Source organism: Nocardia macrotermitis (assembly GCF_009604405.1).
Taxonomy (GTDB): domain Bacteria; phylum Actinomycetota; class Actinomycetes; order Mycobacteriales; family Mycobacteriaceae; genus Nocardia; species Nocardia macrotermitis.
Genome location: NZ_WEGK01000001.1, coordinates 303,574 through 318,404, shown reverse-complemented (window position 1 = coordinate 318,404; position 14,831 = coordinate 303,574). Strand labels below are relative to the sequence as shown.

At 69.8% G+C, this 14,831-nt stretch carries 2 protein-coding genes; both read left to right on the top strand.

Going from position 1 to position 14,831, the window contains the following annotated elements:
• The first annotated feature begins 113 nt into the window (after positions 1–113).
• On the top strand, positions 114–13,808 hold the full coding sequence (locus NRB20_RS01335) for a non-ribosomal peptide synthetase (protein WP_153407323.1): 13,695 nt from the start codon (positions 114–116) through the stop codon (positions 13,806–13,808).
• Positions 13,805–14,797 carry an ATP-binding cassette domain-containing protein gene (locus NRB20_RS01330; RefSeq protein WP_319944305.1) on the top strand — a complete coding sequence of 331 codons (993 nt, stop codon included), beginning with the start codon at positions 13,805–13,807 and terminating at the stop codon, positions 14,795–14,797. The genes NRB20_RS01335 and NRB20_RS01330 overlap by 4 nt, the downstream gene beginning before the upstream one ends.
• The last annotated feature ends 34 nt before the right edge of the window (positions 14,798–14,831 follow it).

Genomic DNA, 14,831 nt, shown 5'->3' with positions numbered 1-14,831 from the left:
CGTCCCGATGCTCCGAATAGTAGGGCGTGGATCAGGTCCCACGGCCGGTGCGTGTATGCCCGGCGTGGCGATGCTCGGGGAGTTGCGTCAACAGCGGCAGAACGGAGTGATTGATGAGGTCATTGGCCACCGATCGTGTAGACCAATGCTCTTCTGGCGAATTATCAGCACAACCCTTCGCCCTGTCACCCGCGCAAGCCTCGCTCTGGTACGCCCAGCGGATCCGTCCCGACGTGCCCCTGACCATCGCCCAGTACGTCGAGATCCACGGTGATCTGGACGTGGGGCGGCTGCTGTACGCGATCGAGCGGTACGGCGCCGAGGCACAGGTCGGGCAGGTGCGGCTGGTCGAGATCGACGGCGAGCCGCGGCAGGTGGTCGATCCCGCGCGGCGGCCCGGCTGGGCGCGGGTGGATCTGCGGCACGAGGCCGATCCCCGCGCGGCGGCGCTGCGCTGGATGAACGACCACGCCAGCAGCGAGATGGATCTGGAACACGACCCGCTCACTACGAATGCGGTGCTGCGCACCGGCGAACTCGACTACATCTGGTACAGCCGGGGTCACCACATCGTTATCGACGGTTACGGCGCGATGAACGCGGTCACCCGCACTGCCGAGATCTACACGGCGCTCGAGAACCACACCGAACCGGTGGCCTCGCGCGCCACGCCGCTGGCCGAGATCTACGCGGGGGAGTCGACCTACCGCGATACCAGCCGGTTCCGGTCCGATCGGGAGTACTGGCTCGAACAGCTCGCCGGTGTCGGAGCTCCGATGACGCTGTCCGCGTCGGCCGCGGCCACGCCCGGCTCCGACGCCGGTCGGCACCGCGCCACGCATCGCCTCGGACCCGAGGTGCAGGCCGATCTGGCCACTGCCGCAGAGGTTTTCGATACCCAGAACTCGACGTTGTTCGTCGCCGCGCTGGCCTGCTACGTGCGCGCGGTGACCGGGAATCAGGATGTGGTGCTGAGCCTGCCGGTCTCGGCGCGCACCACCGTCGCGCTGCGCCGCTCGGCGGGTGTGGTGTCCAACGTGGTGCCGATCCGGGTGCGGTTCGACCCCGCCACGACCCTGCGTGACGTGGTCAAAGCGGCCGAATTGCAGATCACCGGCGCGCTGCGGCATCAGCGGTACCGCAGCGACGACATCCGCAAGGACTGCGGATATTCGCGGGATTCGCGCGGCTTCTTCGGCCCGATGGTCAACATCATGCTGTTCCACAGCGAATTGCACTTCGGCAGCCTGGTCGGCACGCTGAACGTGCTGTCCACCGGTCCGGTCGAGGATCTGTCGATCAACCTCTACAACGGCAGCGGCGACCGGATCCACGTGGATTTCGAGGCCAATCCGCTGCTCTACGACGTGGACGAACTGGCGGTGCACCACGGCCGTTTCGTGAATTTCCTGGCCCGGCTGCTGACCGCGGACCCGGACGGGGCCATCGCGGAGGTGCCGGTCGTCACCGAGTCCGAGCGCGATCTGGTTCTGCACGAATGGAATTCCACCGAGGTGCCGCAGTGGCCGGGCACGCTGGCCGAGGCGTTCGGGGAACGTGCCGCGACCTGCCCGGATGCGGTCGCGCTCGAATTCGGCGACGAGACACTGAGCTACGCGCGACTGCGCGAGCGGGCCGATCGGCTGGCCCGGCTGCTGATCGCGCGCGGTGCGGGCCCGGACACGGTCGTGGGCCTGGCGATGCGGCGCAGCCTGGATCTGGTGATCGGCATGTATGCGATCGTGCGGGCCGGTGCGGCGTATCTGCCGATCGATCCGGATCATCCCGCCGAACGCAATGCGGACATCCTGGCCCAGGCGCGCCCGCTGTGCGTGCTGACCGCCGGCGCCGACAGCGTCGAATTGCCCGGGGACGTCAGCGAATTCGATATCCGCGCGACGGATCTGTCCGGGGTCTCCGGCGCACCGCTCACCGATGCCGATCGCCGCGCCCGGTTGCGCCCGGATCATCTGGCGTACGTGATCTTCACCTCGGGATCCACCGGACGTCCGAAGGGCGTGGGCATCTCGCACGCCGCGATCGTGAACCGGTTGCGCTGGATGCAGCACGAGTATCGGCTCGACGACAGCGATGTGGTGTTGCAGAAGACGCCCGCCACCTTCGACGTGTCGGTGTGGGAGTTCTTCTGGCCCTTGCAGATCGGGGCGCGGTTGGTGATCGCGGCACCCGGCGGGCATCGCGATCCGGTCTATTTGGCCCGGGTGATCGCCGAGAAGTCGGTCACCACAGCGCATTTCGTGCCGTCGATGCTGTCGGTGTTCGTCACCGACATCGAGGTCGGCGGGTGCACCGCGCTGCGTCGGGTGTTCTGCAGCGGTGAGGCGCTGCCCGCGGCGACCGTGCGGGATTTCCATGCGGCACTGGGGCATTCGGCTCCCGGCGCGCGGGGCGGGGAGGATTCCCCGTGGCTGCACAATCTGTACGGTCCCACCGAGGCCGCGGTCGATGTGACCTCCTGGGAGTGTGTCGTCGGCGAGGAGTCCGTGCCGATCGGTGCGCCGATCTGGAACACGCAGGTCTACGTGCTGGACGAGCGGTTGCGCCCGGTGCCGCCGGGTGTGGTGGGCGAGTTGTACCTGGCCGGAACGCAATTGGCGCGCGGCTATCTCGGACGCGCCGGCCTGAGCGCGGGCCGATTCGTCGCCAACCCCTTCACCCCAGGCATGCGGATGTACCGCACGGGTGATCTGGTCCGTTGGCGGGCGACCGGCGGGGTGCTGGAATACCTGGGCCGCACCGACTTCCAGGTGAAGATCCGCGGGCTGCGCATCGAACTCGGTGAGATCGAGGCCGCGCTGCTGGCCGCACCCGGTGTGGCGCAGGCGATCTGCGTGGCGCGCCGCACCCACGCGGGTGACGAACTCGTCGGATATGCCGTTGCCGCACCGGATTTCGATCTGGACGTCGACGAGCTGAACCGCGCGCTGCAGCGCAGCCTGCCCGGCTACATGGTGCCCGCGCATCTGATCGTGCTCACCGAAATGCCGTTGAGCGCCAACGGAAAAGCCGATCGCAAGGCCCTGCCCGAACCCGAATCGGGGGTGCGGCGCGCGAGCGACGCGACCGGACCGCGCACCGAGGTGGAGCGTCGGATCGCCGCGATCTTCGGCGAGATCCTGGGTGTCGAGGCGATCGGCGTCGCGGACAGTTTCTTCGAGCTGGGTGGGAATTCGCTCTCGGCGGCCCGCGCGGTCGCCCGGATCAACACCACGTTGGGCGCGGAGCTGACCATCCGCGATCTTTTCGAATCCGCCACGGTGGCCACACTCGCCACCGCACTGGATGATCGTTACCCGCTGTCCGCACAACCCAAACTCGTCGCCGCCGAACGGCCCGAACGCATTCCGCTCTCGCTGGCCCAGCAGCGGTTGTGGATCCTGAACCGGTTCGCCGAACACGCCTCGGCGTACAACATGCCGCTGGCCGTCGAACTGACCGGCACGGTGGACGCCGACGCGTTGCGCGCGGGCGTGCTGGACGTGCTGGAACGACACGAGAGCCTGCGCACCACCTTCCCGGATTCCCCGCAGGGCCCGCGTCAGGTCGTCCATCCGGCCGACCAGATCCCGCTGGCCCTGGACGCGATCGACGCCGAGGGCGCGGACGTGCTGGCGCTGGCCACCGAATACGCCGGATACGGCTTCGATCTGCGCACCCAGGCGCCGTTCCGGATCGCGCTGTATCGCACCGGGGCGGATCGGTACGTCTTCCTGGTGATCCTGCATCACATCTGCGGTGACGGCTGGTCGGTCGCGCCGCTGGCCCGCGATCTGATGACCGCCATCGCCGCCCGCACCGCCGGGCATCCGCCGCAGTGGCTGCCGCTGCCGGTGCAGTACGCCGATTTCGCGCTGTGGCAGCGCGAACTGCTCGGCGACGAGGAGGATCCGGCCAGCGCGCTGGGCCGTCAGCTGAGCTACTGGCGCACCGCGCTGGCCGAACTGCCCGATCAGCTGGATCTGCCGCTGGATCGTCCGCGGCCGCAGCAGCGCACCACCGAGGGCGCGCGGGTGGCGGTGACGATTCCGGCCGAGGTGCGCCGGGCGGTGGCGGCGCTGGCCGCGGAGCGGGGCGTGAGCGCGTTCATGGTGTTGCACGCATGCCTGGCCGTACTGCTCTCGCGGCTGTGCAACACCGGCGATATCGCGATCGGCACTCCCATCGCGGGCCGGTCGGATCCGGCGCTGGACGATCTGGTCGGCATGTTCGTCAACACGCTGGTGCTGCGCACCGAGGTCGATCCGGCCGCGGGCTTCGACCGCATGCTCGATCGGGTGCGGGAGACCGATCTGGACGCCTTCGCCAACGCCGACGTGCCGTTCGAGCGGCTGGTGGAGGTCGTCAACCCGGCGCGTGACGCCGGACGGCATCCGCTGTTCCAGGTGATGCTGTCCTACGAGAACGATCCGGATCTGCGCATCAGCCTGCCGGGCATGGACGCGCGCGTGCTGCCGATGGAATCCGGGGTCGCCAAGTTCGATCTGCAACTGACCGTGCAGGAGAGCGGCGCCGCCTCCGACGGCACGTTGCACGCCGAATTCGGTTACGCCACCGATGTATTCGACGAGTCGACGGTGCGCACCATCGCGCAGCGGTTCGTCCGGCTGGTCGCCGCGACGGTGGCCGCCCCCGAGGCGCCGGTCGGCGATCTGAACATCCTGGACGCCCGCGAGACCGCCCGGCTGGTCCCGATCACGGGCGCGCCGGCCGAACCGCCGATCTCCCTGGCCCGCCTGCTCACCGAGACCGCACAGCGCGTCCCGGACTCCGTCGCGGTGCGCTACCTGGGCCGCGACACCACGTACCGGGAGCTGGACGAGGCATCGAACCGGTTGGCGCGAGTGCTGATCGGCTGCGGCGCGGGACCCGAGGTGGTCGTGGCCGTCGCGCTGCCGCGCGGACTGGACGCGATCGCCGCGATCTGGGCCGTCGCCAAGACCGGTGCGGCCTATGTGCCGATCGATCCGGGCTACCCGCCCGAGCGGATCGCGCACATGCTCACCGATTCCGGTGCGATGCTGGGCCTGACCGACGCGAAATCCCATGCGGCCATGCCGGAATGGCCGATGCACCGGGGTCGGCACCGCAAGGGCGATGTGGACTGGCTGCTGGCCGGATCTCCGGAACTGGCCGCGGAGATCATGCGGCAGTCCGGCGCCCCGATCACCGATGTGGACCGGCATCACCCGCTGCGGGTGGCCCATCCCGCGTATCTGATCTACACCTCCGGATCCACCGGGACGCCGAAGGCCGTCGTGGTCACCCACGCCGGGCTGGCCTGTCTGGCCCACGAGCAGCGGCATCTGTTCGGCGTCACGAATTCCGCACGCACACTGCACTTCTCGTCGCCGTCCTTCGACGCTTCGGTACTGGAGCTGCTGCTCGGATTCGCGGCGGGCGCGACCATCGTGGTGGCCCCGGCCGGGCTGTACGGTGGCTCCGAACTCGCCGAGTTGCTGCGCACCGAGCGGGTCACCCACGCCTTCATCACCCCGGCCGCGCTGGCGACCGTGCCCAGCGAGGGACTCGACGATCTGGAGGCGGTGATCGTCGGCGGCGAAGCCTGCCCCGAGGATCTGCTGAGCGTCTGGACCGCCGGGCGTCGCATGCACAACATGTACGGCCCGTCGGAGGCGACCGTCGCGGCGACCGCGACCGGGCCGATGGTCGCCGGACAACCCGTGCCGATCGGTATGCCGGTGCGCGGGATGCGACTGTTCGTGCTGGACAACCGGTTGCGTCCGGTGCCGCCGGGTGTTCCCGGCGAGCTGTATCTGTCCGGGCCCGGTCTGGCTCGCGGGTATCTGGGGCGCAATACCATGACCGCACAGCGCTTCCCGGCCAACCCGCACGGTCGGCGCGGCGAAAGGATGTACCGCACAGGCGATCTCGTGGTCGCCGACGTCAACGGGCAGCTGCGCTTCCTGGGCCGGGCGGATGATCAGGTCAAGATCCGCGGCTTCCGCATCGAACTGCGCGAGATCGACCACGCGCTGCGCTCCCACCCCGGGGTCGGGTTCGCGCTCACCATCGTGCACACCGGTGAGCACGGCACCATGCGGCTGGCCTCCTACATCACCGCCGAGGGGCCGATCGATACCGCGGCCGTGCTCGACGCGGCGCGGCGGCAGCTGCCCGGGTACATGGTGCCGGCGGCGATCGTCGTCATCGACGAGGTGCCGGTGACGCCATCGGGCAAACTCGATCGAAAAGCGTTGCCGGAACCGGTGTTCGCGTCGACGAGCGGTTCGCGCGCGCCCGAGCCCGGACTCGAGGAGCGGGTCGCGGAGGTGTTCGGCGCGGTGCTCGGGCATCCGATGCCCGGCGCCCAGGACAGCTTCTTCGAGGTCGGCGGCAACTCGCTGCTGGCGACGCGGTTGTCCGCGGCGCTGTACGACGAGTTCGGTGTGGACCTGCCGGTGCGGGCGGTGTTCGAGGCGCCGACGGTCGCGGACATGGCCGTGCGCCTGCTGGAAACGCCCCGGACGCAACGGACTGCGCTGGCTGTGCGTTCCCCGCGCCCGGGACGGCTCCCCTTGTCGCTGCCACAGCAGCGGGTCTGGTTCCTCAACCGCTATTCTCCCGAATCCAGCGCCTACAACATCGCGTTCGTGATACGAATCGACGGCGATCCGGACATCGCGGCCCTGCGGGCGGCGCTGACCGATCTGGTCGGCCGGCACGAGGTGCTGCGCACGGTGTTCCCGGAGGATCGTTCCGGGGCGTATCAGCTGATCCTGGACACCCACCGGTGCATGCCGGTGCTGGAGCCGGTCGAGACCGACGAGACCGACGCGGCCCTGGCGCTGCGCACCCTCGCGCAGCGCGGCTTCGATCTGACCCGTGAGATCCCGGTTCGAATCACGTTGTTGCGCACGGGTTCCCAGCAGTTCCGGCTCGGCATCGTACTGCATCACATCGCGGCGGACGGCTGGTCGCTGATCCCGCTGACCCGCGATCTGGCGGTCGCCTACGCCGCGCGGTGCGCCGGGTCCGTACCGGCCTGGCAGCCGCTGCCCGTGCAGTACGCGGATTTCAGTCTGTGGCAACGTGATTGCCTCGGCGACGAGGACAATCCGGTCAGCCTCGCGGCCACCCAGCTGCGGTACTGGCGCGAGACGCTGGACGGGCTGCCCGAGGCGATGCCGCTGCCGTACGACCGGCCGCGGCCCGAACATCCCACCCAGCGCGCGGGCACGGTGCGGTTCACGGTGCCCGAACACGTCCGTGAGGGCCTGGACGAACTCGCCCGCGACCGCGGCGTCAGCCTGTTCATGGTGTTGCGCTCGGCGCTGGCTGTGCTGTTGCGCTCGGTGACCGGTGGCCGCGACATCGTCATCGGCACGCCGGTGGCCGGTCGCGCGGACACCCGCCTGGACGATCTGGTCGGCATGTTCGTCAACACCCTGGTGCTGCGTTCGCGGATCGATCCGGATCGCCGGTTCGTCGAGCAGCTGGCCGCGGATCGCGACAACGAGCTCGCGGCCATGGCGAACGCGGATCTGCCGTTCGAGCGGGTCGTGGCCGAGGTGCAGTCGCTCGGCGGCCGGGACGCGCAGCTGCGGCCGCTGTTGCAGGTCGCGCTGACGGTGCAGGACGGTCCGATTCCGGCGCTGCGGCTGCCCGGACTGGCCCTGCGCGCCGAGGAACTCGACATCGCGCTGGCGAAGTTCGATCTGGAACTGCGGGTGCTGCCCGGTCGTTCGGCCGACGCCCCCGAGCGACGTTTCGAATTCGTCTACGCTGCCGAACTTTTCGACGAGGAGACGGTGCGGCTGCTGGCCGAGCGGCTCGGGCTGGTACTGTCCGCGATCGCCGCCGATCCGCGAATCCCGGTGCGCGACATCGACGCTCGCACCGATTACGAGCGGCTGCGGCTGGCCCCGGCACAGGGACCGGTGCCCACCCCGCAGTGCAGCCTGGCGAACTACTTCGCCGTCACCGCGCATCTGCATCCCGGACGCGTCGCGGTGCGCGCGGGCGAGGCCGAACTGACCTACGCCGAACTGGACGCCTACTCGAATCGTCTTGCGCGCGAACTCATCCGGCGTGGTATCGGCCCGGGTGACCGGGTCGCGCTGGGCCTGACCCGGTCGTTGGATTCGGTCGCGACGGTGCTCGCGGTCACCAAGGCCGGGGCGGCCTTCGTCCCGGTGGATCCGAACTATCCCACCGACCGGGTGCGGCATATGCTCACCGATTCCGGTTGCCGGTCCGGCGTGACGGTCGGCGCCCACATCGGGCGGCTGCGGGAGGCCGGGGTCGGCGGCGTGCACACCGAATGGCTGCTGCTGGACGACCCGGATCAGCGCGCCGAGATCCAGGATCAGGATCCCTCGGCGGTCGGCGACGCGGATCGGCTGCGTACCGTGTGGACCTCGGATCTGGCCTATCTGATCTACACCTCGGGTTCGACCGGAACCCCCAAGGGCGTCGCGGTCACCCACACCGGGCTGTCCAACTTCGCGGACGAGTTGCGCGATCGGATGAAGGTCGACCGGGATTCGCGCACACTGCATTTCTCCTCGCCGAGCTTCGACGCGGCGGTGCTGGATGTGCTGCTGTCCATCGGATCGGGCGCGACCATGGTGATCAGCCCGGCCGATGTGTACGGCGGTGACGAACTGGCCGCGCTGATGGATCGCGAACGCATCACGCACACCTTCATGACTCCGGCGGCGCTGGCCACCATTGATCACACCCGCTGGCCGCTGCCGCATCTGGTGGGGATCATGCTGGGCGGCGAGGCGCTGGGGCCGGAACTGGTGGCGCGCTGGGGCGCCGAGCACATGGTGTTCAACGGTTACGGTCCGACCGAGACGACCATCGTCGCCACGATCGCCGGACCGCTGCGGCCCGGCAAGCCGGTGCCGATCGGCACCCTGGTGCGCGGGGCGCGGGCGGTGGTGCTCGACGAGCGGCTACGGCCGGTGCCGGTCGGGGTGCCCGGTGAGTTGTACCTGGGCGGTCAGGGCGTGTCGCGCGGGTACTTCGGCCGATTCGGGCTCACCGCGGCGCGTTTCGTGGCCGACCCGTTCGGCCCGGCGGGTGCGCGGCTGTATCGCACCGGCGATGTGGTGCGCTGGAACGCCGAGGGCGAGATCGTCTATCTGGGTCGCGGCGACGATCAGGTCAAGCTGCGCGGATTCCGGATCGAGCTGGGTGAGATCACTGCGGCGTTGACCGCCCATCCCTCGATCCGCTTCGCGCACACCGAGGTTCGTGACGTCGCGGGAACCAAGCGCATCGTGTCGTATGTGCTGCCGGTGGATGTCACGGCGGCGGTCGACGTCACGGCGGTGCGTGCCCATGTGGCCGAACACCTTCCGGCGCATATGGTTCCGGCCAGCCTGACGGTGCTGGACCGCATTCCGCTCACCCCGGTCGGCAAACTCGACCGGGCGGCGCTTCCCGAGCCCGAGGTGGTCCACACCCAGGACCGGGAGCCCAGCACCGACGCCGAACGCCTGGTCGCACAAGTGATTTCGGAACTGGTCGGTGCGGAGACGGTCGGCGCTGGCGACAATTTCTTCGACGTCGGCGGAAATTCGCTGCTGGCAACGCAATTGGTGGCGCGGCTCGCCGCGGCGACCGGCACCCGGCTCGAGGTGCGGTCGGTCTTCGCCACCCCGACGGTGGCCGAACTGGCCGCCCGCCTGGACGGGCGCGGCCGGGTCGGCCGGGACACTCCGGTACTGGGCCGGCGCACGCGGCCGCGGCGGGTGCCGCTGTCTGCGGCGCAGCGGCGGCTGTGGTTCCTCAACCGGTTCAACGAATCCGGGGGAGCGGGCGAGCGGTCCGGGGTCTACAACGTCCCGGCCGCACTGCGGTTGCGCGGCATCCTGGACGTGGTGGCCATGCAGTCCGCGCTGAACGCGGTCCAGGCCCGGCACGAGACGCTGCGGACCGTCTTCGGTGAACTCGAGGGCGAACCCTTCCAGCATGTGCTGGACCCGGCCACCGCGCGGGTCGCGATCGGGATGAGCGAGGTCGCCGAGGGCGAGATCGACGAGGCGGTGCGGCGGCTGGCCGGACCGGGATTCGATCTGGCACACGCGGTTCCGCTGCGCGCGCACCTGCTGCGGGTCGCCGCCGACGACCACGTGCTGGTGCTGGTCGTGCACCACATCGCGATGGACGGCTGGTCGCTGGTCCCGCTGGCGATGGATGTGGCGACCGCCTATCGCGCCCACCACGTCGGGCAGCCGCCGGAGTGGACCGAACTGCCGGTCCAGTACGCGGATTACACACTGTGGCAACAGGAAACGCTCGGCAGCGAGGACGATCCGGATTCCGCGATCAGCCGTCAGCTGGACTACTGGCGCACCGCGCTGGACGGGCTGCCCGAACTGCTGCCGCTGCCCACCGATCGCCCGCGCCCGCCGGCGCCGAGCTATCGCGGCGGTTCGGTCGAATGCGCGATCGATGCCCGCACTCATCGCGAATTGCAGGCGATGGCCAGTGAGCACGGCGTCACCATCTTCATGGTGCTGCACGCCGCGCTGGCCACCCTGCTGCACCGGATCACCGCTGGTGACGACATCGCGATCGGCACCCCGATCGCCGGTCGCGGCGATCCCGCGCTGGACGCGCTGATCGGCATGTTCGTCGGAACCCTGGTGTTGCGCACCGGAATCGACGGCGACGCCTCGTTCGCCGAGCTGCTGCGCGCGGTGCGCGAAACCGACCTGGAGGCGTTCGCCCAGGCCGACGTCCCGTTCGAGCGCCTGGTCGAGGTGCTCAATCCGGCGCGCTCACAATCGCATCACCCGCTGTTCCAGGTCATGCTGTCGGTTCGCAACGAGCCGGTGCGGGTGCTGGAGCTGCCCGGGTTGCAGATCGAGGCGTGCGATGCCGATCCGGGTATCGCGAAGTTCGATCTGCAGTTCACCCTCACCGAATCGCGCACCGCGGACCGGGAACCGGACGGCATCACCGTCTCGGTGAACTACGCCCGCGACCTGTTCGACGAGGCCACCGCGGCCCGGCTGGGCACCCGGCTGGTCCGGCTGGTGAGCGCCGCGGCCGCGAATCCGGCCACGCCCGTGGGTGATCTGGATTGGCTCGAACCGGCCGAATGGTCGGCTCTGGTACCGGTGCGCGGCGCCAACCCGGGTCGTCCGCTGACGCTGCCGGAGGTGTTCGAGGCCGCGGTGCGGGTCGACCCGCAGGGGGTGGCGCTGCGCGGCGGCGGTACCGAGATCACCTACGACGCCCTGGACCGCTGGACCAACCGGCTGGCCCGGGTGCTCATCGCGCAGGGTGTGGGTCCGGAGATGCTGGTGGCGATGGGCATCGCGCGTTCGGCGGAGTCGGTCGCGGTCACCCTGGCGGTGGCCAAGGCGGGCGCGGCCTTCGTGCCCATCGATCCCGGCTACCCGGACTACCGCATCGCGCACATGCTCACCGATTCCGGTGCGGCACTGGGCGTTACGCTCTCGGCGCATCGGGACAACCTGCCCGACGGGGTGGACTGGACGGTCCTGGACGCGCCCTCGTTCCGGCGTCGGGTGCTGCACACCTCGGACGCGCCGATCACCGCGGCCGACCGCCTGGGCGAGCTGCGGATGGAACATCCGGCGTACGTGATCTACACCTCCGGGTCCACCGGCACCCCGAAGGGCGTGGTGGTCACGCACGGCGGCTTGTCGAACTTCGCCGCCGAGACCGCGGCGCGTTTCGAGGTCCGGCCCGGGGATCGCGTATTGCATTTCGCCACACCGAGTTTCGACGCGGCCATGCTGGATCTGCTGCTGGCGCTGGGTGGTTCGGCCACGCTGGTGATCACGCCGATCGGCGTGTACGGCGGCGCCGAACTGGGCCGGGTGCTGATCGACGAGGGCATCACGCACGCGTTCATCACCACCTCGGCGCTGGGCACGGTGGATCCGTCCGAGATCACCGAGATGCGCCACGTGCTGGTCGGCGGTGAGGCGCTGCCGCCGGAACTGGTGACGCGCTGGAGTCGCGGCCGGAACCTGTACAACGTGTACGGGCCGACCGAGACCACCATCGTCACGCTCATCTCCCCGCCCACGGTCCCGGACATGCCGATCACCATCGGCGGCCCGATCCGTGGTGTGAACGCGGTCGTACTCGACCGGCGTCTGCACCCCGCGCCGGGCGGCGTCACCGGTGAGCTGTACCTGAGCGGTCCGGCGCTGGCCCGCGGCTATCTGGATCGGCCGGGGCTGACCGCGCAGCGTTTCGTGGCGAACCCGTACGGCAAGCCGGGTGAGGTCATGTACCGCACCGGCGACCTGACGCGCTGGTGTGTGCACGGCCGTCGCCGGGAGCTGGAATACGTCGGCCGCACCGACCATCAGGTGAAGATCCGTGGTTTCCGCATCGAACTCGGCGAGATCGACGCGGCGATGTCCAGACACGACGCGGTCGAGGTCGCGTTGACGATCGGTCATCGGACCCCGGCGGGTTCGACCGCGCTGGTGTCGTATGTGAAGCCGCTGGCCGGGACCGCTCCGACGGTGGCCGAGCTGAACGCGCACATCCGCGAACTGGTGCCGAATTACATGGTGCCGCAATCGATCACGCTGCTGGACCGGCTGCCGCTGACACCGGTCGGCAAGCTGGATCGCCGATTGCTGCCCGAACCCGTCTTCGGGTCCGGGACCGGTTACCGGCCGCCGACCACCCCGGCCGAGCGGGCGCTGTGCACGGCCTTCGCCGATGTGCTCGGTGTGGACGCGGTCGGTGTGGACGACGGTTTCTTCGATCTGGGCGGTAATTCGCTGCTGGCCACGAAGGTCGTCGCGCAGTTGCGGTCCGCGGGGATCGAGATGCCGGTGCAGCTGATGTTCGGGGATTCCACGCCCGCGGCGATCGCGCGGCGACTGGACGACGACGCCGGTGAGGTGCTGGCCGCGGCCCTGCGACCGCTGCTGCCGATCCGTTCGGTGGAGGCGGCCGCGCGCAGCGGCGCCCGGGCCCACGCGCTGACCGATGCGGTGGTCCCGGCGGGATCGAATACGCGGCCGCTGTTCTGCGTGCATCCGGCGATCGGACTGTCGTGGTGCTACTCCGGACTGCTCGCACACCTGCCTGCGGACCGCGCGGTGTACGGCCTGCAGGCGCCGCACGTCACCGGGGCCGAACCCCGCGCGACGCTGGCGCAGACCGCGAAAGACTATGTGGCACAGATCCGATCGGTGCAGCCCGAGGGGCCGTACCAGCTGCTGGGCTGGTCGCTGGGCGGGCTCATCGCGCACGAGATGGCGGTGCAGTTGCAGGATGCCGGTGAGCGGGTCGAGCTGCTGGCGATGATGGACAGCTACCGGCTCACCGACCAGTGGCTCGATCAGGCCGTGCCCGGGATCGCCGACATCATCGGGGAATTCGGCAGTGATCTGCTGGGCGGTGATCACGCGGTCGATCCGCGCCTGACCCTGGAGGACGCCGCGGAACTGCTGCGCAACCGCCCCGGCCCGTTCGCGGCGCTGACGGTGGATCACCTGAAGCGGCTGCACGCCGGTTACGAAGCGGGCGCGGAGTTGGCGCACGGCTTCCGGCCGCGGGTCTTCGAGGGCGATCTGGTCTTCTTCACCGCCGCGGAGGACGAGATCAACCGGGCCGACCCGACCCGCTGCGCGCAGGCGTGGGAACCGTACGTGACCGGTGCGATCCACGATCAGAAGGTGCGCTGCCGCCATTCGGGGATGACCACTCCCGAGGCGCTGGCCGTGATCGGGCCCGTACTGCGAGAACGATTGGCCGACAAGGCTTTGCGTGCGAACGACGTACGAGCCGACGACGCGAAGGAGATGCTGTGACTCTGGCGGTGGAGGTCGCCGGATTGGTGAAGCAGTACGGGCGGGTGCGGGTGCTGGACGGTATCGATCTGGAGATACCCAGCGGCACCGTGATGGGGTTGCTGGGGCCCAACGGGGCCGGGAAGACCACGACCGTGCGCATCGTCACCACGCTGCTCAAACCCACCGCCGGAGCGGTGCGGGTGGCGGGCGTCGACGTGCTGGGCGATCCCGCCGCCGCGCGCACCCGCATCGGGCTGTCCGGGCAGTACGCGGCCGTGGACGCGAATCTGACCGGATTCGAGAATCTGCGCATGGTCGCGCGGCTGTACGGGATGTCGCACAAGCGGGCCGCGGCCCGCGCGTCCGAACTACTCGGGCAATTCGGTCTGGACTATGTCGCGGACCGGCGGGCGGGCACCTACTCCGGCGGCATGGCTCGCCGCCTGGATCTGGCGGGCGCGCTGGTGGCCCGGCCGACCGTGGTCGTGCTGGACGAGCCGACCACCGGCCTGGATCCCCGCGGTCGCCTGGACATGTGGGGCGTCATCGGCGAACTGGTCGACGACGGCACCACGGTGCTGCTGACCACGCAGTATCTGGAGGAGGCCGATCTGCTGGCCGATCGCATCACGGTGATCGATCGCGGCCGGGTGATCGCGCGCGGTTCGGCCGACGAGCTCAAGACCTCGATCGGCGGCGACCGGCTGACGGTCACGCTGGCCGCCGGACAGGATCCGCAGCAGGCGAAATCCGTACTGGCCGAGGTGGGTATCGGCGAACCCACGCACGAGGCCGGGACCGACGAGGTCGCGATCGTGGTGGGCGACGGGTCGCGCACCATGGTCGAGGCGCTGCGCCGCCTGGACGACGCGGGCGTGTGCGTGCTCGACGCGCAGGTGCACCGGCCCAGCCTCGACGATGTGTTCCTGTCGCTGACCGGCGCGCCCGCCGCGGCCGCGGAAACAGCCGACACCGACGAAGACGTAGCAGAGGAGATCATGTCGTGAGTACCGTCGAGCTCGCGCCCGAGCCGTCGGAAAC

Coding starts and splice junctions, on each gene's coding strand:
- NRB20_RS01335 (WP_153407323.1), top strand. CDS start 114: ATGAGGTCATTGGCCACCGATCGTGTAGACCAATGCTCTTCTGGCGAA.